Genomic DNA, 24,610 nt, shown 5'->3' with positions numbered 1-24,610 from the left:
ACGCAGCCGCCTTCGGCTTCGACAGGTCGGCCTTCGGCGCCGCCGCGGGCTTCGCGTCCTCCGGATCGGTCGCGGCGGCCGAACGCCCCGCCCCGGCCGCAGGCTTCGCGAGGTCGGGCTTGGCGGCGGCCGCACCGGCTGCCGCGGCCCGCGGCTTCGGCACGCCCGGCTTCGGCACGCCCGGCTTCGCCGCAGGCGCGTCGGCCGGCGCGTCGGCCGGGGCCTCGGCCGGTTCTCCGGCGGGAGGAACGGCGGCCTCGACGGACGGCTCCGGCTCGGCCGACACAGGCTTCGCCCGGTTCTGCTTCGCCGCAGGCGAATCGGTGTGCTCCGGCTTCGACATGCGTCCCCTCTGCGTTCGTGCCGCCTGCTCCGGCTGCCCCGGCATCCGCCCGAATGCCCGGTGGCCCGCCCCGGGAGAACCCGCGCGATAACCCGCCCCGGCAGAACCCTCATTGTTCCTCACTCCGCAACGGACGGGAGCCCCGGGTCCGCGGTTCCCCGCTGACGTATCCCGGAGTTACAACGGAACGATGTCGGGCGCCCCGAGCCGTGCCGCGTCGGCCGTCTGGTCGTCCGGCTGGCGCTGCGACTCCCGTTCCGCCTGCACTCTCTTCTCGTAGTGTTCCACTTCCTTCTCGATCTGCTGCCCGTCCCACCCCAGCACCGGAGCCACCAGTTCCGCACACTCGCGCGCCGACCGGGTCCCCCGGTCGAACGTCTCGATCGAGATCCGGGTCCGCCGCGTCAGCACGTCGTCCAGGTGTCGTGCCCCTTCGTGTGACGCCGCGTAGACCACCTCCGCCCGCAGGTAGTCCTCCGCCCCGCCCAGCGGGGCGCCCAGCGAGGGGTTGTCGGCGATCAGGTCCAGCAGCTCCTCCGTCATCGAGCCGTACCGGTTCAACAGGTGCTCCACCCGCGCCACGTGAAGGCCCGTCCGGGCGGCGATCCTGGCCCGGCCGTTCCACAGTGCCCGGTACCCCTCGGCCCCCACCAGCGGTACGTCCTCCGTCACGCACTCCGCGACCCGCTGGTCCAGCCCGTGCACCGCCTCGTCGACGGCGTCCTTCGCCATGACCCGGTACGTCGTGTACTTGCCGCCCGCCACGACGACCAGCCCGGGCACCGGATGGGCCACCGTGTGCTCGCGCGACAGCTTGCTCGTCGCGTCCGACTCCCCGGCCAGCAGCGGCCGCAGGCCCGCGTACACCCCCTGGACGTCGTCGCGGGTGAGCGGTACGGCGAGCACCGAGTTCACCCGTTCCAGCAGGTAGTCGATGTCGGCGCTGGACGCCGCCGGGTGCGCCTTGTCCAGGTCCCAGTCGGTGTCGGTGGTGCCCACGATCCAGTGCCGGCCCCACGGGATGACGAACAGCACCGACTTCTCGGTCCGCAGGATCAGCCCGGTGCTCGAATGGATGCGGTCCTTGGGGACGACGAGGTGGATGCCCTTCGACGCCCGGACGTGGAACTGTCCGCGCTCCCCGATCAGCGCCTGCGTGTCGTCCGTCCACACCCCGGTCGCGTTCACCACCTGGCGCGCCCGGACCTCGTACTCCCCTCCGCCCTCCACGTCCTGCACCCGCGCCCCGACGACCCGTTCGCCCTCGCGCAGGAAGCCGACCACCCTCGCCCGGTTGGCGCAGTGCGCCCCGTACACGGCGGCCGTGCGCACGAGCGCGGTGACGTACCGCGCGTCGTCCATCTGGGCGTCGTAGTACTGCAGGGCGCCCACCAGCGCGTCCTTGCGCAGCGCCGGGGCCACGCGCAGGGCGCGCCGGCGCGACAGGTGCCGGTGCAGCGGCAGCCCGCGGCCGTGCCCGCCGGACACGGACATCGCGTCGTACAGGGCGACGCCCGACCCGGCGTAGAACCGCTCCCACCCCTTGTGCTGCAGCGGGTACAGGAACGGGACGGGCCTGACCAGGTGCGGGGCCAGCCGCTCCAGGAGCAGGCCGCGCTCCTTCAACGCCTCGCGGACGAGGGCGAAGTCGAGCATCTCCAGGTAGCGCAGGCCGCCGTGGATGAGCTTGCTGGACCGGCTGGAGGTGCCCGACGCCCAGTCACGGGCCTCGACGAGCCCGGTGGACAGGCCTCTGGTCACCGCGTCGAGGGCGGTGCCCGCGCCGACCACGCCCGCGCCCACCACCAGTACGTCCAGTTCCCGTTCGGCCATCCGGGCGAGGGCCTCGGCGCGCTGCTCCGGCCCCAGTGTCGCTGTCCTCACGGCTGCCTCCCGTCGGTGCGGGCGTACCCACTCGGTGCGGGTGGTCCCGCTCGCGTCCCCCGCCCTCGATTCTGACCCGCCGTCCCCGCATCAGCCACCGCCTGTGGACAACACAACGGCGACCATCACCCCGTAATGCGACAGATCGGTCATATATACGCCTAGTCTGACATCGTGCCAGCTCATGCGGCCCCTCCGCGGTCCACAGGAGTTGCGCAACCAGCCCCGTCATGCATGCCAGGGAAGGGACGGCACCACCCCATGCCCGCAGACCTCGCCGTCATCGGACTCGGCCACCTCGGCCTCCCACTGGCCCAGGCGGCCGTCGCCGCCGGGATCGAGACGGTCGGCTACGCCATCGGACCGGCCACGGACTCCACCCTCACCGCCGCCGAGGTCCGGCGCATGTCGGCCGCCGGCTTCCGGGTCACCGCCAACCCCGCCGAGCTCGGCCGCGTCCGCACCGCCGTCATCTGCGCCCCCACCCAGCTCGGCGCCGACCGCGCGCTCGACCTCGGAGCCGTCGGCGAGGCCGGCCGCAGCCTCGCCGCCCGGCTGCGCCCGCGCACCACCGTCATCCTGGAGTCCGCCGCCCATCCGGGTGTCACCGAGGACTACCTGCGCCCGATCCTGGAGGACGGCTCCGGGCTGCGCGCCGGCCGGGACTTCCACCTGGCCTACTCCCCCAGCCGGCACGACCCCGGCAACCGGACGCACACCGTCGCCAACACCCCCAAGGTGATCGGCGGCCTCACCCCCGCCTGCACCGAGTCCGCGCACGCCTTCTACGCCCGCATCGCCGAGAAGGTGGTCCGCGCCCGCGGCCTGCGCGAGGCCGAGACCGTGCAGCTGCTGGAGACCAACTACCGGCACGTCAACATCGCCCTCATGAACGAGATGGCGGTGCTCTGCCACGACCTCGGCGTCGACCTGTGGGACGTCATCCGCTGCGCCGAGACCAAGCCGTACGGCTTCCAGGCGTTCCGCCCCGGCCCGGGCGTCGGCGGCCACAGCGTCCCCCTCGACCCCAACTACCTCCCGCACACCACCCGCACCCCGGGCCACCCCCTGCGCATGGTCGGCCTGGCCCAGGAGATCAACAGCCGGATGCCGCAGTACGTCATCCAGCGCTGCGCCACCCTGCTCAACGAGCACGGCAAGTCCGCCCGCGGCGCCCGCGTCCTGCTGCTCGGGGTCACCTACAAGCCCGACCTCGCCGACCAGGAGGGCTCCCCGGCCCGCGAGATCGCCAGCCGCCTCCTCGACCTCGGGGCCCTGATCAGCTACCACGACCCGTACGTCGCCGGGTGGCGGGTGCGGGACCAGCCGGTCCCCCGTGCCGAGTCCCTGTACGAGGCCGCCGCCACCGCCGATCTGACGATCCTGCTCCAGCACCACCGCACGTACGACCTCCAGGGCCTGGCGGTGAAGGCGCAGCTGCTCCTGGACACCCGCGGAGCCAGCCCGGCGGGCGCCGCACACCGGCTCTGACCGGGCCGGAAACCCCCTCGTCGGGCGTCGGTGCGGACTGCTAGCCTGCGGCGACCTCGTCCTGGGCCCGGGCGAGACCCGGCGCTGGTTCCCTGGGGCGTCTGCCTGCGCCGCCGGAGGCAGGGGCTGAGCTGAGCGGGCCGCGGGCCCGGACGCGCCGAAGGGCCGGCTCCCCGGTCAGGGGGGAGCCGGCCCTTCGGCGTACGTACGGCTGCCGGACGGGTCAGCGGCGGTGCTGGGAGTCCGCGACCGTGACCTCGACGCGCTGGAACTCCTTGAGCTCGGTGTAGCCGGTGGTGGCCATCGAGCGGCGCAGGGCGCCGAAGAGGTTCATCGAGCCGTCCGGGGTGTGCGACGGGCCGGTGAGGATCTCCTCGGTGGTGCCGACGGTGCCCAGGTGGACCTTCTTGCCGCGCGGCACGTCCTCGTGGACGGCCTCCATGCCCCAGTGGTGGCCCCGGCCGGGCGCGTCGGTGGCGCGGGCCAGCGGGGAGCCCATCATGACGGCGTCGGCGCCGCAGGCGATGGCCTTGGGCAGGTCGCCGGACCAGCCCACGCCGCCGTCGGCGATGACGTGCACGTAGCGGCCGCCGGACTCGTCCATGTAGTCGCGGCGGGCGGCGGCCACGTCCGCGACGGCGGTCGCCATCGGGACCTGGATGCCCAGCACGTTGCGGGTGGTGTGCGCGGCGCCGCCGCCGAAGCCGACCAGGACGCCGGCCGCGCCGGTGCGCATCAGGTGCAGGGCCGCGGTGTACGTGGCGCAGCCGCCGACGATGACCGGGACGTCGAGCTCGTAGATGAACTGCTTCAGGTTCAGCGGCTCGGCGGCGCCCGAGACGTGCTCGGCGGAGACGGTGGTGCCGCGGATGACGAAGATGTCCACGCCGGCGTCCACGACGGCCTTGGAGAACTGCGCGGTGCGCTGCGGGGAGAGCGCGGCGGCGGTGACCACGCCGGAGTCGCGGACCTCCTTGATGCGCTGCCCGATCAGGTCGGCCTGGATCGGGGCGGAGTAGATCTCCTGCAGGCGGCGGGTGGCGGTCTCTTCCGGCAGCTCCGCGATCTCGTCGAGCAGCGGCTGCGGGTCCTCGTGGCGGGTCCACAGGCCTTCGAGGTTCAGCACGCCGAGGCCGCCGAGCTCGCCGATGCGGATGGCCGTCTGCGGGGAGACGACGGAGTCCATGGGGGCGGCCAGGAAGGGCAGCTCGAAGCGGTAGGCGTCGATCTGCCAGGCGATCGAGACCTCCTTCGGGTCCCGCGTGCGGCGGCTCGGGACGATGGCGATGTCGTCGAACGCGTACGCCCGGCGGCCGCGCTTGCCGCGCCCGATCTCGATCTCAGTCACGTGTGGTGGCCTTTCCCTACTCGGCTACTGCCCGTCCAGTATCCCCGAAGGCCGGGGGCCCGCGTTCCGGCATCCGCTGTACGGACGGCGCACGGGCGGTCCCGGCGCCCGGGGCGGGCACGGGGGAGGGGCGGGTCCACGGCCGGACCCGCCCCTCACCCGATCACGCCGTTCAGCCCTGGCGGGAGTAGTTCGGCGCCTCGACCGTCATCTGGATGTCGTGCGGGTGGCTCTCCTTGAGGCCCGCCGAGGTGATGCGGACGAACCGGCCGCGGTCCTGCAGCTCCGGCACCGTGCGGCCGCCGACGTAGAACATCGACTGGCGCAGGCCGCCGACGAGCTGGTGGACGACCGCGGCGAGCGGGCCGCGGTAGGGCACCTGGCCCTCGATGCCCTCGGGGATGAGCTTGTCGTCGCCGCCCACGCCCTCCTGGAAGTAGCGGTCCTTGGAGAACGACTTGCGGTCGCCGCGGGACTGCATCGCGCCGAGCGAGCCCATGCCGCGGTACGACTTGAACTGCTTGCCGTTGATGAAGAGCAGCTCGCCCGGGGACTCCTCGCAGCCCGCGAGCAGCGAGCCGAGCATCACCGTGTCGGCGCCCGCGACGAGGGCCTTGGCGATGTCGCCGGAGTACTGCAGGCCGCCGTCGCCGATGACCGGGACGCCCGCGGCCTTGGCGGCGAGGGCGGCCTCGTAGATGGCGGTGACCTGCGGGACGCCGATGCCGGCGACGACGCGGGTGGTGCAGATGGAGCCGGGGCCGACACCGACCTTGATGCCGTCGCAGCCGGCGTCGATGAGGGCCTGGGCGCCGTCGCGGGTGGCGACGTTGCCGCCGATGACGTCGACCGACGCGTTCGACTTGATCTTGGCGACCATGTCGCCGACCAGCCGGGAGTGGCCGTGCGCGGTGTCGACGACGATGAAGTCGACGCCGGCCTCGATCAGCGCCTGGGCACGCTCGAACGCGTCGCCGGCGACACCGACGGCGGCGCCGACCAGGAGGCGGCCGTCCTTGTCCTTGGCGGCGTTCGGGTACTTCTCGGCCTTGACGAAGTCCTTGACCGTGATGAGGCCCTTGAGGACGCCCGTCTCGTCGACCAGCGGAAGCTTCTCGATCTTGTGGCGGCGCAGCAGCTCCATGGCGTCCACGCCGGAGATGCCGACCTTGCCCGTGACCAGCGGCATCGGGGTCATGACCTCGCGCACCTGGCGGCTGCGGTCCGACTCGAAGGCCATGTCGCGGTTGGTGACGATGCCGAGCAGCTTGCCGGCGGCGTCGGTGACCGGGACACCGGAGATGCGGAACTTGGCGCACAGCTCGTCGGCCTCGTGCAGCGTCGCGTCCGGGTGCACCGTGATCGGGTCGGTGACCATGCCGGACTCGGAGCGCTTGACCAGGTCGACCTGGTTCGCCTGGTCGGCGATCGACAGGTTGCGGTGCAGGACGCCGACACCGCCCTGGCGGGCCATCGCGATCGCCATCCGCGACTCGGTCACCTTGTCCATGGCGGCGGACAGCAGCGGAATGTTGACGCGGACATTGCGCGAGATGAGAGAGGAGGTGTCGATCTCGTCCGGCGCCATGTCGGACGCGCCCGGCAGCAGCAGGACGTCGTCGTAGGTCAGCCCGAGCATGGCGAATTTGTCGGGCACTCCGTCGGCGTTGACAGTCATGACACCTTCCCAAATGGTCTTGCTCAGCGCGGATGTCCATGCTAACGGGATCGCGGCGCGTCTCATTCCACGAGCGAGGTCACGGCCAGGTTTCGTCGCTTCCTCCTATTGATCGCCGGGCCCCTGACGGGTCATAGCGGAGCCACAGACTCCGCGAGACGCCGCGCGACGCCGCGCCGCTGCGCTACTGCTCGGCGAGCGCGCGCAGCCGGCTGAGCGCACGGTGCTGGGCGACCCGCACCGCGCCCGGGGACATCCCGAGCATCTGGCCGGTCTCCTCGGCGGTCAGCCCGACCGCGACCCGCAGGACGAGCAGCTCGCGCTGCGTCTCCGGCAGGTTGGCCAGCAGTTTCCGGGCCCAGGCGGCGTCGCTGCTGAGCAGCGCCCGCTCTTCCGGGCCGAGGGAGTCGTCCGGCCGCTCGGGCATCTCGTCGGAGGGGACGGCGGTGCTGCCCGGGTGGCGCATGGCGGCCCGCTGCAGGTCGGCGACCTTGTGCGCGGCGATGGCGAAGACGAAGGCCTCGAAGGGGCGGCCGGTGTCCCGGTAGCGCGGCAGCGCCATCAGGACCGCGACGCAGACCTCCTGGGCCAGGTCCTCCACGAAGTGGCGGGCGTCACCGGGCAGCCGGGAGAGCCGGGTGCGGCAGTAGCGGATGGCCAGCGGGTGCACGAAGGCGAGCAGGTCATGGGTGGCCTGCTCGTCGCCTTCCACGGCACGGCGCACGAGCGCGCTGACGGCCTCGGCGCTGTTGCCTTTGGCGGCTCCGGTGGGGCCGGTGGCCGCAGGGGAGCCGTGGGCCTCGTCGTCGCGCATCAATCCATGGTGCCTTGGCGCCGGAGCGTTCGCGGCACCACGGTCCGTGTTGTGCATCGAAGCGTTATGAGCGGGTGCGCCTGAACTCTTCACTTGCACGCTCCCCTCCCGCTCGCCCGAATGCTCCGAGGCCCCATCCCAGAAATGCGCCACACACTCAAGCATGCGGCATCGCGCACGAAGCGACACGTCCCCCGGATTGTGCCCCGCCAATCCCCGGCTACGCACGGGTACGGTCGGGAGCGGGATCCGCCGTCGAGCCCCTACGGCCGGCCCGGGCGTACGCCGGAGCGCCGGGCGGGCGGGCACGCCGGGCGGGGCGGCGCGCCGCCCCGCCCGCCCGAGGCGGACGGGACTGCTCTCAAGGGCCCGCGGTCAGCGGACCAGGCCCCAGCGGAATCCGAGCGCCACGGCGTGCGCCCGGTCCGAGGCGCCCAGCTTCTTGAACAGCCGGCGGGCGTGCGTCTTGACCGTGTCCTCGGAGAGGAAGAGCTCGCGCCCGATCTCCGCGTTGGACCGGCCGTGGCTCATCCCCTCCAGCACCTGGATCTCGCGCGCGGTGAGGGTGGGCGCGGCGCCCATCTCGGCGGAGCGGAGCCGGCGGGGGGCCAGCCGCCAGGTCGGGTCGGCGAGCGCCTGGGTGACGGTGGCCCGCAGCTCGGCGCGCGAGGCGTCCTTGTGCAGGTAGCCGCGGGCGCCGGCGGCGACCGCGAGGGCCACGCCGTCGAGGTCCTCGGCGACCGTCAGCATGATGATGCGGGCGCCCGGATCGGCGGAGAGCAGCCGGCGCACCGTCTCCACGCCGCCGAGCCCGGGCATCCGTACGTCCATGAGAATCAGGTCGGAGCGGTCGGCGCCCCAGCGGCGGAGGACTTCCTCGCCGTTGGCAGCCGTCGTCACGCGCTCGACGCCGGGCACGGTGGCAACCGCACGACGGAGCGCCTCTCGGGCAAGCGGGGAGTCGTCGCAGACGAGGACGGAAGTCATGACCGCCCTCCGGAGCTGCTGATGCGCGTCACCTTGAGCCTCCAGGCTGGTACGTATCGTCACCTGTGCGGTCGATGCTCTCGGACACCTGTCCGGGAACGCTTTGGTTCAACCGCCTTCGCTCTCTCAACGATGGTCACTCGAAAGAGTTACGGGTCGGACGGACACCTTCGGCACTCTACGTGAGGACGCGATCACGCCATCGGCGCCACTCGCCAACTGTCCTCCATCTGGAGCTATGCCCTATTTGGCGGCTTTCCTTCCGTTTGGGCCGTGTCTGAGGCTAGATTCCCAATGAGTCATATTTACATCTACTACGACAGTAGGTGTGGTAGGTGTGGAGACTTGGACCGTATTCGTCTCAGTACCGGCACCAAGAGGACTACCCATGGCAGATTTCTCCCGCCTCCCCGGACCGAACGCCGACCTCTGGGACTGGCAGCTGCTGGCCGCCTGCCGAGGAGTCGACAGCTCCCTCTTCTTCCACCCGGAGGGCGAGCGGGGCGCGGCGAGGAGCGCGCGCGAGGCCTCCGCTAAAGAGGTCTGCATGCGATGCCCGGTGCGCTCGGAATGCGCCGCGCACGCACTCGCCGTCCGCGAGCCCTACGGGGTGTGGGGCGGCCTCACCGAGGACGAGCGCGAGGAGCTGATGGGCCGGGCCCGCCATCGCCTGATCCCCGCGTCGAGCACCATCGGACGGACCCCTCCGGACTGACCGCTCCCGACCGGCCCCTCCGGACCGGCCGCCGCACGGACGATCGCCGCACGGACTCCTGCCGCAGGGCAAGGCTGCCCGCAGGAACTGCACACCGCCGGAACCGCACACCGCCGGAACGGCGCGCAGAAACGTTTCCTCAACCCGCGGTGCCCCAGGGGCGGGGCCGCCGCGCGCCGGTCAGCGCGCGGCGGCCCGCTCCAGCTCGGCCAGGGTCGCCGCCACGGCCGGTACGCGGGCCAGGTCGGGCAGTGTCAGCGCCACGATCTCCCGTTCCACGGCCGGCTCCACGGCCACCGTGCTCACGCCCTTGGCCCGTACGGACTCCAGCGCGAGCTCCGGGAGCACGGCGACCCCCAGCCCGGCGCCGACCAGGCCGGCCACGGCCGGGTAGTCGTCGGTGGCGAAGTCGATGCGCGGGGTGAAGCCGACGCCCTCGCACACCTCGACCAGATGGCGGCGGCAGCGCGGGCAGCCCGCGATCCAGGGCTCGTCCGCCAGCTCCGCCATGTCCAGCCGCTCCGCCCCGGCCAGCCGGTGCCCCTCGGGCAGCAGCCCGACGAGGCGGTCCGTCAGCAGCGGCCGCACGACCAGGTCGTCCCACTCGGCCGCCGCCGCGGAACCACCGCCCCCGGCGGCACCGCCACCGGCACCGGACGGCCCCTCTGCCCCGGCGTAGCGGAAGGCCAGCGCCACGTCGCAGTCGCCGTCGCGCAGCATCTCCACCGAGCGCGGCGGCTCCGCCTCGACCAGCGAGATCCGGGTGCCCGGGTGCGCGGCCCGCATCGCGGCGAGCGCGGTGGGGACCAGGGTGGAGCTGCCGCTGGGGAAGGACACGAGCCGGACCCGCCCGGCGCGCAGCCCGGCGATGGCCGCGACCTCCTCCTCGGCGGCGGTCAGCCCGGCCAGGATCCCGGCGGCGTGCCGGACCAGGGCGGTGCCGGCCTGCGTCAGCCGCATCTCGCGGCCGGCGCGGATCAGCAGCGGGGTGCCGGCCGACTGCTCCAGCGCCTTCATCTGCTGGGAGACGGCGGGCTGGGTGCAGCCGAGTTCGCGGGCGGCGGCGGAGAAGGAGCCGGTGCCGGCCACGGCGCGCAGGACCCGGAGATGGCGTGCCTCGATCATGCTTCGAGCATAAGCCCGGCTTTGACGGCGGCGCCCCGTACTCCCGGGCCCCTTTGAGGGCGCTGGGTTAGCGTGTCCCCATGGCGCCCAAGCATGTGATCTCCGTGAACCTCGGCCGGGCGACGGCCGTCGACTACACCAGCGCAGCGGGCGGGGTGACCGGCATCGGCAAGCGGCCGGCCCCGGGCCCGGTCCGCGTCTTCGCCCCCGGCCCCAAGGGGGTCGGCGCGAGCGGCGTGGAGGGCGACGCCGTCTGCGACCTGCGCCACCACGGCGGCGACCACCAGGCGGTGTACGCGTACGCGCGGGAGGACCTGGACTGGTGGGAGGGCGAGCTGGCCCGCGAGCTGCCCGCCGGGATCTTCGGCGAGAACCTCACCACCTCCGGCATCGACGTGACCGGTGCGCTCCTCGGCGAGCGCTGGCGGATCGGCGCCGACGTGGTCCTGGAGGTGGCCTCGGCGCGCATCCCGTGCGGCACCTTCCAGGGGGCCCTCGGCGAGCAGGGCTGGGCCAAGCGGTACACGCAGGCCGTGCGGCCGGGCGCGTACCTGCGCGTGGTGCAGGAGGGGGAGGTGTCGGCCGGCGACGCGGTCGAGGTGGTCAGCCGTCCGGACCACGACGTGACGGTGGGGCTGTGGTTCCGGGCGTTCACCACCGAACGCGCGCTGCTGCCGCGGACTCTGGCGGCCGGTGAGGCGATGGAGCCGCGGGCGCACGACAAGGTCCGCGCGTACGTCGAGAAGTACGGGAAGTAGCCGGCCGGCGACGCACCGGCGAGGAGCCGGAGCCCGCCTCCGGCGGGAAAGCGGACGAAGTGGTACCGCCAGGGCGGGCCCGCTCCGGACTGTCGTCCGGGGCGGCTAGGTTGCGCACATGACGACTGCGCTGATCACTGGATCCACGGCGGGCATCGGCGCCGCCTTCGCCCGCCGGCTCGCCGCCGGGGGCCACAACCTCGTACTGGTCGCCCGCGACACCGCGCGGCTCGCCGAGCAGGCCACGGAGCTGCACGACCGGCACGGCATCGAGGCCGAGGTGCTGACCGCGGACCTGTCGACCGAGGCGGGCATCGCCGCGGTCGAGCGGCGCCTCGGCGACCGTACGCACCCGGTGGACCTGCTGGTCAACAACGCCGGGTTCGGCAACAAGGGCCGCTACCTGGAGGTCTCCATGGCGGACGAGCTGACCATGCTGAAGGTGCACGTCGAGGCGGTGCTGCGGCTGACCTCGGCGGCCACCGCGTCGATGCGCTCGCGCGGCCGCGGCGGGGTCGTCAACGTGGCCTCGGTGGCTGCCTTCGTGCCGCGGGGCACGTACGGGGCGAGCAAGGCGTGGGTCGTGCAGTTCACGCAGGGCGCGGCGCGGGACCTGGCGGGGTCGGGCGTGCGGCTGATGGCGCTGTGCCCCGGCTTCGTGCGGACGGAGTTCCACCAGCGGGCGGGCATGGGCACGGACAACATCCCCAACTGGATGTGGCTGGATGCCGACAAGCTGGTGGCCTCGGCCCTCGACGACCTGGCGCGCGGCAAGACGGTCTCGATTCCGGACCCGCGGTACAAGGCGCTGATGGGCGTGGTGAAGCTGACGCCGCGCGGGCTGCTGGGCGGGCTGTCCTCGCGTACGGGCCGCAAGTACGGGCCCCGGTAACCGGCCCCGGTAACCGGCCCCGATGACAGGCTGCGGCAGCAGGCCGCGGCGGGCGGCGTCTGCCGGAGTCGGCCAGACGAGGCAAATCTCCCTAAAATGGATATATCCCATCCAGCCCGGGAGACGCCATGACATTCGTACAAATAGTCGATTACGAGACGAGCAAGCCCGACGCCGTCAACGCGCTCATGGACCGGTACCTGGCGCAGACCAGCGGCAAGCGCACCGTGACGCACAGCGTGGTCGGCAGGGACCGCGAATCCGAGACGCATTATGTCGACGTGGTCGAATTCCCGTCGTACGAAGAGGCCATGAGGAACTCTCACCTTCCGGAGACGGACCGGATGTTCCAGGAGATGGTGGCCCTCTGCGACGGGATGCCGCGGTTCACCAACCTGGACGTGGTCCGCGACGAGCACCTCAACACGCTGCTCGCGAACCGGATGTTCGACGACATCGCGATGAAGGGCGACATGGCCGTCATCGAGGAGGTCTTCGCGCCGGACTACATGGACCACGACGTGTCCAACCCCGTCGACAAGACCGGGCGCGAGGGCATCCGCGAGGACGTGGAGATGTGGCGCGGCGCCTTCGACTTCTCCTTCCGCCGCGACGCGCAGATGGCACAGGACGACTGCGTCAGCACCCTGTGGACCTGGACCGGCAGGCACAAGGGCGAGTTCATGGGGATCGCCCCGACCGGCAAGACCTGCACGATGACCGGCACGACGATCTTCCGCTGCGAGAACGGGATGATCAAGGAAGGCTGGTGGCACTACGACACCAACGGCCTGATGCGGCAGCTCGGGGCGATGTCCTGAACGGCACCCCGGGCGGCACCCGAGGCGGCACCCCGAGGGTCTCCTGAGGATGTCCTGAGCGGCGTCCCGACCCGGCCCGGCCCACGGAAAGACCCCGGCCGCCACCGCGGAGCGGCGGCGACCGGGGTCGCAGTCCGAGGCGAGCCGGTCAGCGGTCAGCGGACCGGCTCATCGGGGGTCAGTGGCTGTGACCGTGACCGTGGCCGTGCCCGTGACCGTTGGCCTCTTCCTCTTCCTTCTTCTCGACGACCAGGGTCTCGGTCGTGAGCAGCAGGGAGGCGATGGAGGCCGCGTTCTCCAGGGCGGAGCGGGTGACCTTGACCGGGTCGATGACGCCGGCCTTGACCAGGTCGCCGTACTCGCCGGTGGCGGCGTTGAAGCCGTTGCCCTTCTCCAGCTCGCCCACCTTGGAGGTGATGACGTAGCCCTCGAGGCCGGCGTTCTCGGCGATCCAGCGCAGCGGCTCGACCGCGGCGCGGCGGACGACCGCGACACCCGTGCCCTCGTCGCCGGTCAGGCCGAGGTTGTCGTCCAGCACCTTGACGGCGTGGACGAGCGCGGAGCCACCACCGGAGACGATGCCCTCCTCGACCGCGGCGCGGGTCGCGGAGATGGCGTCCTCCAGACGGTGCTTCTTCTCCTTCAGCTCCACCTCGGTGGCGGCGCCGACCTTGATGACGCAGACGCCGCCGGCGAGCTTCGCCAGGCGCTCCTGCAGCTTCTCGCGGTCCCAGTCCGAGTCGGTCGCCTCGATCTCGGCCTTGATCTGGTTGACGCGGCCGAGGACGTCCTCGGTCGAGCCGGCACCGTCGACGATGGTGGTGTCGTCCTTGGTGATGGTCACGCGGCGCGCGGTGCCCAGGATGTCCAGGCCGGCCTGGTCGAGCTTGAGGCCGACCTCCTCGGCGATGACGGTGCCGCCCGTGAGGGTGGCCATGTCCTGCAGCATCGCCTTGCGGCGGTCACCGAAGCCGGGCGCCTTGACGGCGACCGCGTTGAAGGTGCCGCGGATCTTGTTGACGACGAGGGTGGAGAGGGCCTCGCCCTCGACGTCCTCGGCGATGATCAGCAGCGGCTTGGAGCCACCCGACTGGATGACCTTCTCCAGCAGCGGCAGCAGGTCCTGGATGGAGGAGATCTTGCCCTGGTGGATCAGGATGTAGGGGTCCTCCAGGACCGCCTCCATGCGCTCCTGGTCCGTGACGAAGTACGGCGACAGGTAGCCCTTGTCGAAGGCCATGCCCTCGGTGAACTCCAGCTCCAGGCCGAAGGCGTTGGACTCCTCGACGGTGATGACACCGTCCTTGCCGACCTTGTCCATCGCCTCGGCGATGAGCTCGCCGACCTGCTGGTCCTGCGCGGAGAGCGCGGCCACGGCGGCGATGTCGGACTTGTCCTCGATCGGACGGGCGGTGTCGAGGAGCTCGGCGGACACGGCCTTGACCGCGGCGTCGATGCCCTTCTTCAGGGCGGCCGGGGAGGCGCCGGCGGCGACGTTGCGCAGACCCTCGCGGACCAGCGCCTGGGCCAGCACGGTGGCGGTGGTGGTGCCGTCACCCGCGATGTCGTTGGTCTTGGTCGCCACCTCCTTCACCAGCTGCGCGCCGAGGTTCTCGTACGGGTCGTCCAGCTCGACCTCGCGGGCGATGGTGACACCGTCGTTGGTGATGGTGGGGGCGCCGAACTTCTTGTCGATGACGACGTTGCGGCCCTTGGGGCCGATCGTCACCTTGACCGTGTCGGCAAGCTTGTTGACGCCGCGCTCGAGGGCGCGACGGGCGTCCTCGTCGAACTTCAGGATCTTCGCCATGGGAGCGGTTCAGCCCTCTCGGAAAACTCGGGTTCAACGACCCGCGCCCCTCGCCGCCCGGCAATCAGCGGGGTGACCAGGGGCGCAGATCAAAGCAGTTCTGGGAGAAGTGAATTACTTCTCGATGATCGCGAGCACGTCGCGAGCCGAGAGGACGAGGTACTCCTCGCCGCTGTACTTCACTTCGGTGCCGCCGTACTTGCTGTACAGCACGACATCGCCGACGCTGACGTCCAGCGGGAGACGCTGGCCGTCCTCGAAGCGGCCCGGGCCCACGGCGAGGACGACGCCCTCCTGGGGCTTCTCCTTCGCGGTGTCCGGGATGACCAGGCCGGAGGCCGTGGTCTGCTCGGCGTCGAGCGGCTGGACCACGATGCGGTCCTCAAGCGGCTTGATGGCAACCTTGGAGCTGGTGGTCGTCACGATCCGACCTCCCCCTTCGGAGATCTCACGGGGTTAACTGTCTGAGGTGGCGACCAGGTGGATCCGTCGTCGCGGGTGCCGGACCTGCCCGTCGCTGTGTTGGCACTCACCGGGGGCGAGTGCCAGGTGCGAGACTATTCCGGCGATTAGCACTCGGTCAAGCGGAGTGCCAATACGCTCCCCCCGGTTCGCACATCCGGCCACCCCGGCCGCCGATCCGGCCGGATCCGGACAGCCCCCCGGACCCCTCTCCCCCCATACGGCCCGAAGGAACCCGGGGGAGGGCATCGTCGTCTAAGGCGATATGAAGATAAAGCGGATCATTGACGACCAGAACGGACCAATGCCTTCCGCGCCCTGCGCCGGCACCGACGGTCACGGTGACCCGTGCGAGGGCTGAGGCCGCCGACGGCCGCCGGAGCCCGGCGCCGCACCGAGGCCCTGCTGCTCGTCCTCGTCGTCGGCACCACCGTCCTCGGGCACGCGAGCGCCGGCCTCGGGCTGAACGGCGAGCTGCCGGCCGACCTCTCCGGCTTCGCGATCAGCATGAGCCTGCTGGCCCTGGTGGCGCACCTGGGCGTGCGCCGGTTCGCGGCATACGCGGATCCGCTGGTCCTGCCGCTGGCCGTGCTGCTGACCGGGCTCGGGCTGGTGCTGCTGCACCGCCTCGACCAGTCGTACATCGAGCGGTACAACGGGGAGGCCAACGCCCCCGGCCAGCTGGTGTGGACGGTGATCGGCGTGGCCGCCTGCCTGCTGGTGGTGGCGCTCCTGCGGGACCACCGGCTGCTCCAGCGGTTCATCTACCTCACGATGGCCGGGGCGCTGGTGCTGCTGGTCGCGCCGGCGTTCTCGCCCGCGGACACCTACGGCGCGAAGCGCTGGATCGTCATCGGCGGCTTCTCCGCGCAGCCGGGCGAGTTCGTGAAGATCATGATCGCGGTCTTCTTCGCGGGCTACCTCGTCGTCCACCGGGACTCCCTGGCCCTGACCGGCCGGCGGTTCCTGGGCCTGCAGCTGCCCCCGATGCGGCAGCTCGGGCCCATCGTCACGGTGTGGATCCTGTCGATGCTGGTGCTGGTCTTCGAACGCGACCTGGGCACCTCGCTGATCTTCTTCGGCGTCTTCGTGGTGATGCTGTACGTCGCCACCGAGCGCACCGGCTGGATCGTGTGCGGGCTGGTCATGGCCGCGGGCGGCGCGTTCGTCGTCGGCTCGACCGAGCCGCACGTGAAGGCCCGCGTGGCCGCCTGGCTGAACCCGCTGTCGTACTACTGGCAGGACCGGCCGCCGGGGGTCAACTCGGACCAGTCGGCGCAGGCCCTCTTCAGCTTCGGCACCGGCGGCATCTCGGGGACGGGACTCGGCCAGGGACACCCGGAGCTGATCAAGTTCGCGGGCCGCAGCGACTTCATCCTGACGACGGTGGGCGAGGAGCTCGGCCTGGCCGGGGTCATGGCGGTGCTGCTCCTCTACGCCCTCCTCGTGCAGCGGGGGCTGCGGATGGCGCTCGCCGCCCGCGACCCCTTCGGGAAGCTGCTGGCGGTGGGCCTGGCGGCGGCGCTGGCGCTCCAGGTGTTCGTGGTGGCGGGCGGTGTGACGGGGCTGATCCCGCTGACCGGCAAGGCGCTGCCGTTCCTGGCGAAGGGCGGCTCGTCCCTGCTGGCCAACTGGATCATGATCGCGCTGCTGCTGCGGATCAGCGACAGCGCGGAACGGCAGCGCCTGGCGGACCGCCGCGGCCCGGTGGAGACCGTGATCACACCGGTGGTGGCGGCGGCCGGGCGAAGCTGAAGGGCGCGTACCGGGCGGGGCCGAGGGGCACGTACCGGGCGGGCTGAGGGGCACGTACCGGGCAGGGCCGAGGGGTGCGTACCGGGCGGCGCAGGCCGCCCGGGCCCTCCCCCCGTCGGCTCAGTCGCCCGCGGACTCGATCACCCGTCTGGCCGCCTCGGCCTCGGCCGCGGGCGGCGACAGCTCGGAGAGGGTGTCGAGGTCGTGGTCCTTCTCCAGCTCCCGCTCCCAGGCGTCGGCCAGCTCCTGCTGCCGGGCGGGGGGCAGCGCTCGGACCTTCTCCCGGTGGTCGGGGCTCAGGGCGTTCAGGAAACGCTCGACGGTGTCGATCGGCATCGGTTCGCCTCCCGGTTCGGCGGGGGTGGGGTGTGCGTCCATTCCTCCCGCGGCGGACCGGGCCCGTACCCGGCGGCCCGCGCCCTTCACCTGAACGGGCAGTGTCCTAGAGGTAGTCCTCCAGACGGCCTATGCGGAAGCCCTGCTCCTGGATGCTCTGCAGCATGCGGGTGGTCATCTGGACCTCGGTCGCGCCCTTGAGCTCGGAGGGGCCGCGGAAGTGGGCCAGGACGATGTCGCCGGGCTTGAGGCCGGAGCCCTCGGCGTACTGGAAGTTGTTGATCTGCATCGACGCCCGCCACAGGACCACCTGGGTGATGCCGCACTCGGCGGCCGCCTTGAGCGTGTCGTCGTTGTAGTTGCCGAAGGGCGGGCGGAAGCGGGTGGGCTTGGCCCCGAAGCGCTTCTCCAGGCGTTCCTGCTGACCGCATATCTCCTTCTTCTGCGCCGCGAAGGGCAGGGTCCGGAGGTTCGGGTGGGTCAGGGTGTGGTTGTTGACGGTGCTGCCGGAGCCGTTGTCCCGGAGCTTCTCGAAGTGCCCGTAGTCCGACGACGCGACGTTGTCGGTGAGGTACATGCTGATCGGCAGCTTCAGGTCGGCCGCCATCTTCAGGAACTCGGGGTCCTTCTCGGCGCCGTCGTCGAAGGTCAGGAAGACGACCTTCTCCGTCGCCGGCACGGGTATTCGGTCCACGACCTGGGCCTTGCCGGGAGCCGCCGGCGGCAGGGCCGGCTTCTGCGCCGGCTTCGGCGCGTACTGCACCGGGGCGGTCAGCCCCCACTTCCGGTACGCCTGGTCCCCGGCGCCGGCCGAGGGCGACGCGCCGGAGGGGCTCTGGGCGGCGGCCCCGGACGGGGCCGACGGGCTCGGCTGGTCGTGGGTGGCCTTGCGGCCGAGCCGCTCGATGGGGTCCACGCTGTTCCCACACCCCGTCAGGGACAGCGCGAGCGCGCCGGCCGCCAGCGTCCCGGCCACCGGCCGGCGCGCGTACTTCACAAGTAATCCTCCAGCCGGGCCACGGCGTAACCCCTGTCCGTGACGGTCTTCATGACGTAGCGGACCAGGTCGGGCATGCTGCCCTCCCAGTCCTCGCGCCCCCGGAAATGCGTGAGGATGATATCTCCGGGATGCAGTTCGCGGTCCCATTCACGGTAGTCCATCCGGTTCGGGAAGGCTTCTGCATTCCACAGCGGAATGGCTTTGACGCCACAGGACTTGGCCGCGCGGAGGGTGTCCTCGTTGTAGTTCCCGTACGGCGGGCGGAAGGCCGTCGGCCGCTTGCCGAAGGCCCTCTGCATCGCGTCCTGCTGTCCGCAGATCTCCGCGCGCTGCTTGTCGTACGACAGCGCCGGCAGGTAGCGGTGGTTGAGCGAGTGGTTGTTCAGGGTGACGCCGGCGGCCTGCATCTCCTTGAAGTAGGCGTAGTCGTCGCGGACGAGGTAGTCGCTGAGGAACGCCGTGTACGGGATCTTCAGCTCCTTCATCATCTTCAGGAACTCGGGGTCCTTCTCCGCGCCGTCGTCGAAGGTCAGGAAGACGACCTTGTCCTGCGTCGGGATCGCGGTGAAGACGGGCGGGAGGTTCTCGTGGCCCTCGACCTCGAAGCCCTCGCGGGTGCTGATCTCCGGCTTCTTCTTCGGCGCCGGCGGCGCCTCCAGGGGCGGTTTGTTCAGCTTCCACTTCTTCGCCGCGGCCAGCCGGGCCTTGAGCTGTTCGGCGCGGGTGACGGGGGCCGCGCCCGCCGCGCCGCCCGCGGCCGCCTCGGCGCCCTTGCCGCCCTTGGTGGGGGCGGGTGCGCCGCCGGAGTCCGCGGAGGTGCCGCATGCCGTTCCCAGGGCGGCGACGAGCAGGGCGGAGAGGGCGATCCCGGCCCGGCCGCGCGAGCCGGCGGTGCACCGGCGACCATGGAGCGTCTTTTGTTCCTTTTGTCGTACTAGCTGCATAGCAGCGGATCCTGGCACCACGACAGCGCTCCGCCCCGCCGACACCGCGGACGGAAGGCGACCTTCCATCGACTGGCGCACACTGACCGACAATGAGGCGGTGACCCCCGAAGACTTCGCCGCCCTCCTGGCCCCCGAGGGCCGCGCCCTCCTGGACTCGCTCCGCGACTACGACCCGGGCCGGGAGCTCGCCGTCGCGACCCGGCTGCGCCGCGAGCACCCCGCGCCGCTGGTCTCCGCCGCTCTCGGGCAGGCCCGGCTGCGGCAGCGCGCGGTGGCGAAGTTCGGGGCGGAGGACGCCTTCCGGATGTACTTCACGCCCGGCGGCGCCGAAATGGCCACGCGCGCCTCGGTGGCCGCGTACCGCGCCGAGCGGTTCGCGGCGCTCGGCGTGCGCAGCGTCGCCGACCTGTGCTGCGGCATCGGCGGCGACGCGCTGGCCCTGGCCCGGCTCGGCATCCGGGTGCTGGCGGTGGACCGCGACCCGCTGACCGCCGCCGTGGCCCGGGCCAACGCCGAGGCGCTGGGGCTGGCGGACCTGATCGAGGTCCGGGAGGCGGACGTGACCGGGGTGGACACCGCCGGGTACGACGCGGTCTTCCTCGACCCGGCCCGGCGCGGCGGCAATCGGGGAGGGGCTGCGCGCAGCGCGTCCGTGAGGGGTGGTGGCCGGGCGACGGGCGGGCGGGTGTTCGATCCGGAGGCCTACTCGCCGCCCCTGTCCTGGGCCGTGGAGGCGGCCCGTACGGCGCGGTACGCGGCCGTCAAGATCGCCCCCGGGATCCCGCACGAGGCGGTGCCGGAGCAGGCCGAGGCCGAGTGGATCTCCGACCACGGGGACGTGAAGGAGGCCGTGCTCTGGTTCGGCACCGCCCCGGGCACCGTCCGCGCGACCCTGCTCCCCGGGCCGCGCACCCTCGACACCGCCGGCCCGCTGCCCGACCCGGAGGTCGGACCGGTCGGCCGCTGGCTGTACGAGCCCGACGGCGCCGTCATCCGCGCCCATCTCGTCGCCGAGGTCGCGCGGCAGGTCGGCGGCCGGCTCATCGACCCGACCATCGCCTACGTCACCTCGGACGAGCTGCGCGCGACGGAGTACGCGACCGCGTACGAGATCACCGACGTGCTGCCGTTCGGCCTGAAGAAGCTGAAGGCACTGCTGCGGGAGCGGGAGGTCGGCATCCTGACCGTGAAGAAGCGCGGCTCGGCCATCGAGCCCGAGGAGCTGCGCAAGAAGGTCAAGCCGCAGGGGCGGAACGCGGCGACCGTGTTCCTGACCCGGGTCGCGGGTGCCCCGTCGATGCTGATCGGTTCGCCGGTCAGCGCCCCGTGACGGCGGGCGGCGGGGGCGGGGGCGGGAAGGCGCGCACGGCCCAGCGGTGGTGCGTGCCGGCCTTGCCGAGGCCCAGCAGGCCGGTGATCCACAGGATGGTGCCGAGGCCGATGAGGTAGGCCACCTCGCCGTACGTGGTGTCGCCCGGCCGGGCCGACGCGACGCCGGCGAAGGACGTCCAGAGCCCGAACGCGGCCACGGCGGAGGAGGCGAGCGCCCAGAACAGGCTCATGCCGGGGGCGCGGAGCCAGGCGTCGGCGGCCGGGTCCGGGGCCGCCGCGGCCCAGGCGCGCAGCAGCCGGCGCATCGCGCGGTCCTGCCGGACGCACCAGGCGAACCAGAACCCGGTCGGGATCATCACGCCCGCCCCGAGCAGGGCGAAGACCGCGCCGTAGATGACCGAGAAGGGGTCCGGGGCCTCGAAGGACATCAGGGCCGCGCCGACGAGGGACCAGCCGACGGTGAAGACGGTGGCCACGGCCCAGAGCAGGAGCAGCCGGCCCGGGCCCAGGCTGCGCCGGTCCAGCTCCCGCAGGATGCGCGCGCGGTCGGCGCGCAGGGCCTGCGCGGAGGCCTCGTCCAGCCGGGCCCTTACGGGCGCGGGCGGCGGCGGGGGCGGCAGGTCCGGGTGTGTCATGCGCATGACCCTACCCAGGGCTGGCCGCCCCGCGGCTCAGGACCCGCCGGTGCCGGTGCCGGAGGCCTCCGCCTCCACCTCCACCGACTCGAACCGCCAGCGGTGCACCGCGCGCGTGATCAGGTCGGCCGCGGGCTCCGGGAGTTCGGGGAGGTCGGCCGCCAGGCCCTCGGCCGCCTCCCACCAGGTGATCACCAACACCCGGTCCTGCGGGGCCCGCAGCACCTCCCGGCGGACCGGCTCCCGGGCCAGGACCTGCGCGCGGGCCCACTCCAGCAGCTCGGCGCCGCGACCGTCGGCGGCGCGGGCCTCCCACATCAGCGCAATGGTGCTCATGAGTACAGGTTGTCCTTGCTCAGCTCGTGCACGTGGTCGTGGTCGTGGCTGTGCCCGTGACCGTGCCCGTGGCCCTGACCGTGCACGTGCCCGTGCCCCTGGCCCTCGCCCTGCTCGTCCCCGTCCTCCCGGCCGGCGCCCGGCACGTGCGGGTCCGTCACCGGCAGCGAGGAGTCCGCCGACAGGTCCCAGTCCGAGGCGGGGCGGTTCCGCTTGACCATCTCCGCACCCAGCGCCGCGACCATCGCGCCGTTGTCGGTGCACAGCTTCGGCCGCGGCACCCGCAGGATGATCCCCGCGTCGTCACAGCGCTCCTGCGCGAGTGCCCGCAGCCGGGAGTTGGCCGCGACCCCGCCGCCGATCATCAGGTGGTCGACGCCCTCGTCCTTGCAGGCCCGGATCGCCTTGCGGGTCAGCACGTCCACCACGGCCTCCTGGAAGGACGCTGCGACATCGCGCACGGGCACCTCCTCGCCCGCGTTCCGCTTCGCCTCGATCCAGCGGGCGACCGCCGTCTTGAGCCCGGAGAAGGAGAAGTCGTACGCGGGGTCGCGCGACCCGGTCAGCCCGCGCGGGAAGTTGATCGCCTTGGGGTCGCCCTCCTTGGCGAGCCGGTCGATGACCGGGCCGCCGGGGAAGCCGAGGTGCAGCACGCGCGCGATCTTGTCGAAGGCCTCGCCCGCCGCGTCGTCGATGGTCGCGCCCAGCGGCCGCACGTCGGAGGTGATGTCCGGGGCGAGCAGCAGGGAGGAGTGCCCGCCGGACACCAGCAGGGCCATCGTCGGCTCCGGCAGCGGCCCGTGCTCCAGCTGGTCCACGCAGATGTGCGAGGCCAGGTGGTTCACGCCGTACAGCGGCTTGCCGAGGGCGTACGCGTACGCCTTGGCCGCCGAGACGCCGACCAGCAGGGCCCCCGCGAGGCCGGGGCCGGCGGTGACCGCGATGCCGTCGAGGTCGCGGGCGCTGACCCCGGCCTCCTTCAGGGCGCGCTCGATGGTCGGGACCATCGCCTCCAGGTGGGCGCGGGAGGCCACCTCGGGGACGACGCCGCCGAAGCGGGCGTGCTCGTCGACGCTCGACGCGACCGCGTCCGCCAGCAGGGTGGTGCCGCGGACGATGCCGACGCCGGTCTCGTCGCAGGAGGTCTCGATGCCGAGGACGAGGGGTTCGTCAGCCATGGGTCTCACCTTGTACGGGTCCGTCCGCGGGGACGGAGAGTGCGGGATCGGAAAGGCGCATCACGAGCGCGTCGACGTTGCCGGGCTGGTAGTAGCCCCGGCGGAAGCCGATCGGCTCGAATCCGAAGCGCTCGTAGAGCTTCTGGGCCCGGGTGTTGTCCACCCGCACCTCCAGCAGCACCTCGGCGGCCTCGAAGGCGGTGGCCGCGCGCAGCAGGTCGGTCAGGAGCCGGGCGCCGAGCCCGGTCCCCCACTGGTCGCGTGCGGCGGCGATGGTCTGTACGTCGGCCAGGTCGCCGGCGGCGGCCAGCCCGGCGTAGCCGACGAGGCGGCCTTCCGCGTCCTCGGCCACGACGTAGTGGCGGGTGGCGTGCGGGCCGCGGGCGTGGGCGAGCTCGGACCAGAACATTCCGGCGGACCAGGCGTCCTCGGGGAACAGCTCCTGCTCCAGTTCCAGCACGGGCCCGATGTCCCACCAGCGCATCTCGCGCAATCGAGGGCTGCCGCCGCGCAGCGGCGTCGATGAGGGGCGGTGGTCGGGCGGCGGGTGGGGCGTCACTGCGGGGTGACCACCTTGTAGTTCTTCGGCACCTGCGCGTCGGGCCGGCGCAGGTACAGCGGCGTCGGGGGCAGGAACTCCTGCCCGGCCGCGAGCCGGTGCACCGCCAGCGCCGCGAGGGCGGCGGCGCTCTGGTGCTCGGGGCCGCGCGCGTCGGGGAACACCTCCGGGTACAGCAGGGCGCCCTGGCCGACCGCGGGCAGCCCGGCGACCCGTTCGGCGATCTCGGCGGGGCGGTCCACGGCGGGCTCGCCGATCCGGGTGAGCGGGTCCTCGTAGCGGGCCCAGTAGACCTCCTTGCGCCGCGCGTCGGTGGCGACGGTGAAGGGGCCCTCGATCCCGGCGGCGCCCGCGGCGTACGCGAGGCCGTCGAGGCTGCACAGGCCGTGCACGGGGATGCCGAGGACGGACGCGAAGGTGGCGGCCGTGGCGAGGCCGACGCGCAGCCCGGTGTAGGGGCCGGGGCCGACACCGACGACGATGCCGGTGAGGGCGTCGAGCGTCAGCCCGGCCTCGGCGAGGACCCGGTCGACCGAGGGCAGCAGGAGCTCCCCGTGGCGGCGGGCGTCGACCTGCTGGGACTCGGCGAGGACGTTCTCGCCGTCGTGCAGGGCGACGGTGACGGCGGGCGTGGCGGTATCTACAGCGAGCAAGAGCACGCGAACAGCCTACGACTCCCCGGGCCCGGGCCCTCGCGGCCGGGCACGGGGCACCCCTGCTGCTACCTTCGACCCCAGGATTCGACCACGGCATTCGAACCCCGGGAATCGGCCCGGGAGATCTGCCGGACCCGGCGCACCGGGAAGCACGAGAGGTGGGGCAAGTGGGACGCAGCAGCTCGGGAATCGTGGCCGGGCTCACCGCCGCGGCATTGGCCGCGGTCGGGTTCCTCGGCTACCAGGCCTCGGCGACCGCGCCCGCGCCGTCCCCGCGCGGGGCTGCCGCGCCGTCGGCGGCGCCCTCCGTGCAGGCGCCCGCGCCGGCGCCCGGCCCGGCGAAGCCGAACGCCGTGCCGGCCGATTCCGGTACGGGTACGCGCGTCGTGTACTCGGCGGCCCTGAAGCGGGTGTGGCTGGTCGCCGAGGACGGCAAGGACCCGAAGACGTTCACGGTGGTGCCGAGCACGGTGCACCCGAAGCCGGGCACCTACCTGGTGAACTCCCGCTCGAACGCGGTCACCGGCTCCGACGGGGTGCCGGTCGAGCACGTCGTCCGCTTCGCGACCGCCGAGGGCAGCGGGGTCGTGGTCGGCTTCAGCGCCCGCGCGGACGGGAAGCTGCCCGAGCCCGACCCGACGCGGAAGACCGGCGGCATCCGGATGAGCCGGGCCGACGGCGACGCGATGTGGGCGTTCGCGACGATCAACTCCAAGGTCGTCGTCGTTCCCTGATTTCACCCGGACGG

At 72.5% G+C, this 24,610-nt stretch carries 24 protein-coding genes and 1 pseudogene; 8 read left to right on the top strand and 17 right to left on the bottom strand.

Features of this window, described 5'->3' with window-relative positions:
* Both ACIQUT_RS11480 and ACIQUT_RS11475 read right to left on the bottom strand, forming a co-directional pair.
* A pseudogene (locus ACIQUT_RS11480) lies at window positions 1-343 on the bottom strand (serine/threonine protein kinase); the annotation flags it as partial.
* Window positions 344-520: 177 nt separating this feature from the next.
* A complete protein-coding gene (locus ACIQUT_RS11475; RefSeq protein ID WP_403561851.1) occupies window positions 521-2,227 on the bottom strand; it encodes a glycerol-3-phosphate dehydrogenase/oxidase in 1,707 nt (568 codons plus the stop codon).
* A 261-nt stretch (window positions 2,228-2,488) separates the two neighbouring features.
* Between ACIQUT_RS11475 and ACIQUT_RS11470 the strand changes: the two genes are divergently transcribed.
* Window positions 2,489-3,718, top strand: a complete 1,230-nt coding sequence (locus ACIQUT_RS11470; RefSeq protein WP_403561849.1) for a nucleotide sugar dehydrogenase — start codon at window positions 2,489-2,491, stop codon at window positions 3,716-3,718.
* A 223-nt stretch (window positions 3,719-3,941) separates the two neighbouring features.
* On the opposite strand, the gene ACIQUT_RS11465 is transcribed toward ACIQUT_RS11470, so the two are convergent.
* From ACIQUT_RS11465 to ACIQUT_RS11450, 4 genes are all read right to left on the bottom strand, one after another.
* Entirely contained in the window at window positions 3,942-5,066 is a 1,125-nt protein-coding gene (locus ACIQUT_RS11465) for a GuaB3 family IMP dehydrogenase-related protein (RefSeq protein WP_403561847.1), read from the bottom strand.
* A 172-nt stretch (window positions 5,067-5,238) separates the two neighbouring features.
* A complete protein-coding gene (gene guaB / locus ACIQUT_RS11460) occupies window positions 5,239-6,744 on the bottom strand; it encodes an IMP dehydrogenase (protein WP_403561845.1) in 1,506 nt (501 codons plus the stop codon).
* A 184-nt stretch (window positions 6,745-6,928) separates the two neighbouring features.
* Entirely contained in the window at window positions 6,929-7,558 is a 630-nt protein-coding gene (locus ACIQUT_RS11455; protein WP_385673394.1) for a sigma-70 family RNA polymerase sigma factor, read from the bottom strand.
* Window positions 7,559-7,933: 375 nt separating this feature from the next.
* On the bottom strand, window positions 7,934-8,545 hold the full coding sequence (locus tag ACIQUT_RS11450; RefSeq protein ID WP_003948568.1) for a response regulator transcription factor: 612 nt from the start codon (window positions 8,543-8,545) through the stop codon (window positions 7,934-7,936).
* Window positions 8,546-8,933: 388 nt separating this feature from the next.
* Between ACIQUT_RS11450 and ACIQUT_RS11445 the strand changes: the two genes are divergently transcribed.
* On the top strand, window positions 8,934-9,260 hold the full coding sequence (locus ACIQUT_RS11445; RefSeq protein WP_385428017.1) for a WhiB family transcriptional regulator: 327 nt from the start codon (window positions 8,934-8,936) through the stop codon (window positions 9,258-9,260).
* A gap of 180 nt (window positions 9,261-9,440) precedes the next feature.
* Here the strand turns inward: ACIQUT_RS11445 and ACIQUT_RS11440 are convergent, their stop codons facing one another.
* Window positions 9,441-10,385 (bottom strand): LysR family transcriptional regulator, encoded by a 945-nt coding sequence (locus ACIQUT_RS11440; protein WP_403561842.1) that lies wholly within the window; start codon window positions 10,383-10,385, stop codon window positions 9,441-9,443.
* A gap of 80 nt (window positions 10,386-10,465) precedes the next feature.
* Here ACIQUT_RS11440 and ACIQUT_RS11435 point away from each other — a divergent pair, with 80 nt between their 5' ends.
* From ACIQUT_RS11435 to ACIQUT_RS11425, 3 genes are all read left to right on the top strand, one after another.
* Complete coding sequence (locus ACIQUT_RS11435) at window positions 10,466-11,143, top strand: MOSC domain-containing protein (protein WP_403561840.1); 678 nt, start codon at window positions 10,466-10,468, stop codon at window positions 11,141-11,143.
* Between the two features lie 118 nt (window positions 11,144-11,261).
* Window positions 11,262-12,035 (top strand): SDR family NAD(P)-dependent oxidoreductase, encoded by a 774-nt coding sequence (locus tag ACIQUT_RS11430; RefSeq protein ID WP_403561838.1) that lies wholly within the window; start codon window positions 11,262-11,264, stop codon window positions 12,033-12,035.
* 128 nt (window positions 12,036-12,163) lie between these two features.
* Window positions 12,164-12,856 (top strand): ester cyclase, encoded by a 693-nt coding sequence (locus ACIQUT_RS11425; protein WP_403561836.1) that lies wholly within the window; start codon window positions 12,164-12,166, stop codon window positions 12,854-12,856.
* Window positions 12,857-13,034: 178 nt separating this feature from the next.
* Here ACIQUT_RS11425 and groL read toward each other — a convergent pair whose 3' ends face one another.
* Window positions 13,035-14,666: a chaperonin GroEL gene (gene groL / locus ACIQUT_RS11420; RefSeq protein WP_403561834.1), complete on the bottom strand. Its 1,632-nt coding sequence runs from the start codon at window positions 14,664-14,666 to the stop codon at window positions 13,035-13,037.
* Between the two features lie 114 nt (window positions 14,667-14,780).
* Window positions 14,781-15,089, bottom strand: a complete 309-nt coding sequence (gene groES, locus ACIQUT_RS11415) for a co-chaperone GroES (RefSeq protein ID WP_403561832.1) — start codon at window positions 15,087-15,089, stop codon at window positions 14,781-14,783.
* A gap of 387 nt (window positions 15,090-15,476) precedes the next feature.
* On the opposite strand from groES, the gene ACIQUT_RS11410 reads away from it, so the two are divergent.
* On the top strand, window positions 15,477-16,883 hold the full coding sequence (locus tag ACIQUT_RS11410) for an FtsW/RodA/SpoVE family cell cycle protein (protein WP_403561830.1): 1,407 nt from the start codon (window positions 15,477-15,479) through the stop codon (window positions 16,881-16,883).
* Between the two features lie 120 nt (window positions 16,884-17,003).
* Here the strand turns inward: ACIQUT_RS11410 and ACIQUT_RS11405 are convergent, their stop codons facing one another.
* The 3 genes from ACIQUT_RS11405 to ACIQUT_RS11395 form a co-directional block, all read right to left on the bottom strand.
* Complete coding sequence (locus ACIQUT_RS11405) at window positions 17,004-17,219, bottom strand: hypothetical protein (RefSeq protein WP_403561828.1); 216 nt, start codon at window positions 17,217-17,219, stop codon at window positions 17,004-17,006.
* A 106-nt stretch (window positions 17,220-17,325) separates the two neighbouring features.
* Window positions 17,326-18,216 carry a polysaccharide deacetylase family protein gene (locus ACIQUT_RS11400; RefSeq protein WP_403561826.1) on the bottom strand — a complete coding sequence of 297 codons (891 nt, stop codon included), beginning with the start codon at window positions 18,214-18,216 and terminating at the stop codon, window positions 17,326-17,328.
* Window positions 18,213-19,163: a polysaccharide deacetylase family protein gene (locus tag ACIQUT_RS11395; protein ID WP_403561824.1), complete on the bottom strand. Its 951-nt coding sequence runs from the start codon at window positions 19,161-19,163 to the stop codon at window positions 18,213-18,215. Before ACIQUT_RS11395 ends, ACIQUT_RS11400 begins: the two co-directional genes overlap by 4 nt.
* A gap of 100 nt (window positions 19,164-19,263) precedes the next feature.
* Between ACIQUT_RS11395 and ACIQUT_RS11390 the strand changes: the two genes are divergently transcribed.
* Window positions 19,264-20,496 carry a methyltransferase domain-containing protein gene (locus tag ACIQUT_RS11390; protein ID WP_403561822.1) on the top strand — a complete coding sequence of 411 codons (1,233 nt, stop codon included), beginning with the start codon at window positions 19,264-19,266 and terminating at the stop codon, window positions 20,494-20,496.
* On the opposite strand, the gene ACIQUT_RS11385 is transcribed toward ACIQUT_RS11390, so the two are convergent.
* From ACIQUT_RS11385 to tsaB, 5 genes are all read right to left on the bottom strand, one after another.
* Window positions 20,483-21,133, bottom strand: a complete 651-nt coding sequence (locus tag ACIQUT_RS11385) for a hypothetical protein (protein WP_403561820.1) — start codon at window positions 21,131-21,133, stop codon at window positions 20,483-20,485. The two genes, ACIQUT_RS11390 and ACIQUT_RS11385, sit on opposite strands and share 14 nt — an antisense overlap.
* A 36-nt stretch (window positions 21,134-21,169) precedes the next feature.
* The gene (locus ACIQUT_RS11380; RefSeq protein ID WP_403561818.1) at window positions 21,170-21,469 is read right to left on the bottom strand and encodes a hypothetical protein; all 300 of its coding nucleotides are present in this window, start codon (window positions 21,467-21,469) and stop codon (window positions 21,170-21,172) included.
* Entirely contained in the window at window positions 21,466-22,647 is a 1,182-nt protein-coding gene (gene tsaD, locus ACIQUT_RS11375; RefSeq protein WP_403561816.1) for a tRNA (adenosine(37)-N6)-threonylcarbamoyltransferase complex transferase subunit TsaD, read from the bottom strand. Before tsaD ends, ACIQUT_RS11380 begins: the two co-directional genes overlap by 4 nt.
* Window positions 22,640-23,131: a ribosomal protein S18-alanine N-acetyltransferase gene (gene rimI / locus ACIQUT_RS11370; protein ID WP_403562486.1), complete on the bottom strand. Its 492-nt coding sequence runs from the start codon at window positions 23,129-23,131 to the stop codon at window positions 22,640-22,642. The genes tsaD and rimI overlap by 8 nt, the downstream gene beginning before the upstream one ends.
* A gap of 71 nt (window positions 23,132-23,202) precedes the next feature.
* Window positions 23,203-23,865 (bottom strand): tRNA (adenosine(37)-N6)-threonylcarbamoyltransferase complex dimerization subunit type 1 TsaB, encoded by a 663-nt coding sequence (gene tsaB / locus ACIQUT_RS11365; RefSeq protein WP_403561814.1) that lies wholly within the window; start codon window positions 23,863-23,865, stop codon window positions 23,203-23,205.
* Window positions 23,866-24,029: 164 nt separating this feature from the next.
* Here tsaB and ACIQUT_RS11360 point away from each other — a divergent pair, with 164 nt between their 5' ends.
* A complete protein-coding gene (locus ACIQUT_RS11360) occupies window positions 24,030-24,596 on the top strand; it encodes a hypothetical protein (RefSeq protein ID WP_403561812.1) in 567 nt (188 codons plus the stop codon).
* Window positions 24,597-24,610 lie beyond the last annotated feature (14 nt).

Origin of the sequence: Streptomyces sp. NPDC090445, from assembly GCF_044769385.1 — a bacterium.
Taxonomy (GTDB): Bacteria; Actinomycetota; Actinomycetes; order Streptomycetales; family Streptomycetaceae; genus Streptomyces.
This window is presented reverse-complemented; position numbering and strand designations above follow the sequence as displayed.

Bases quoted from the DNA above. Each gene is read 5' to 3' on its own strand.
- ACIQUT_RS11470 (WP_403561849.1), top strand. From the start codon at position 2,489: ATGCCCGCAGACCTCGCCGTCATCGGACTCGGCCACCTCGGCCTCCCA.
- guaB (WP_403561845.1), bottom strand. From the start codon at position 6,744: ATGACTGTCAACGCCGACGGAGTGCCCGACAAATTCGCCATGCTCGGG.
- ACIQUT_RS11455 (WP_385673394.1), bottom strand. From the start codon at position 7,558: ATGCGCGACGACGAGGCCCACGGCTCCCCTGCGGCCACCGGCCCCACC.
- ACIQUT_RS11450 (WP_003948568.1), bottom strand. From the start codon at position 8,545: ATGACTTCCGTCCTCGTCTGCGACGACTCCCCGCTTGCCCGAGAGGCG.
- ACIQUT_RS11445 (WP_385428017.1), top strand. From the start codon at position 8,934: ATGGCAGATTTCTCCCGCCTCCCCGGACCGAACGCCGACCTCTGGGAC.
- ACIQUT_RS11440 (WP_403561842.1), bottom strand. From the start codon at position 10,385: ATGATCGAGGCACGCCATCTCCGGGTCCTGCGCGCCGTGGCCGGCACC.
- ACIQUT_RS11435 (WP_403561840.1), top strand. From the start codon at position 10,466: ATGGCGCCCAAGCATGTGATCTCCGTGAACCTCGGCCGGGCGACGGCC.
- ACIQUT_RS11430 (WP_403561838.1), top strand. From the start codon at position 11,262: ATGACGACTGCGCTGATCACTGGATCCACGGCGGGCATCGGCGCCGCC.
- ACIQUT_RS11425 (WP_403561836.1), top strand. From the start codon at position 12,164: ATGACATTCGTACAAATAGTCGATTACGAGACGAGCAAGCCCGACGCC.
- groL (WP_403561834.1), bottom strand. From the start codon at position 14,666: ATGGCGAAGATCCTGAAGTTCGACGAGGACGCCCGTCGCGCCCTCGAG.
- ACIQUT_RS11405 (WP_403561828.1), bottom strand. From the start codon at position 17,219: ATGCCGATCGACACCGTCGAGCGTTTCCTGAACGCCCTGAGCCCCGAC.
- ACIQUT_RS11395 (WP_403561824.1), bottom strand. From the start codon at position 19,163: ATGCAGCTAGTACGACAAAAGGAACAAAAGACGCTCCATGGTCGCCGG.
- ACIQUT_RS11385 (WP_403561820.1), bottom strand. From the start codon at position 21,133: ATGACACACCCGGACCTGCCGCCCCCGCCGCCGCCCGCGCCCGTAAGG.
- ACIQUT_RS11380 (WP_403561818.1), bottom strand. From the start codon at position 21,469: ATGAGCACCATTGCGCTGATGTGGGAGGCCCGCGCCGCCGACGGTCGC.
- tsaD (WP_403561816.1), bottom strand. From the start codon at position 22,647: ATGGCTGACGAACCCCTCGTCCTCGGCATCGAGACCTCCTGCGACGAG.
- rimI (WP_403562486.1), bottom strand. From the start codon at position 23,131: ATGCGCTGGTGGGACATCGGGCCCGTGCTGGAACTGGAGCAGGAGCTG.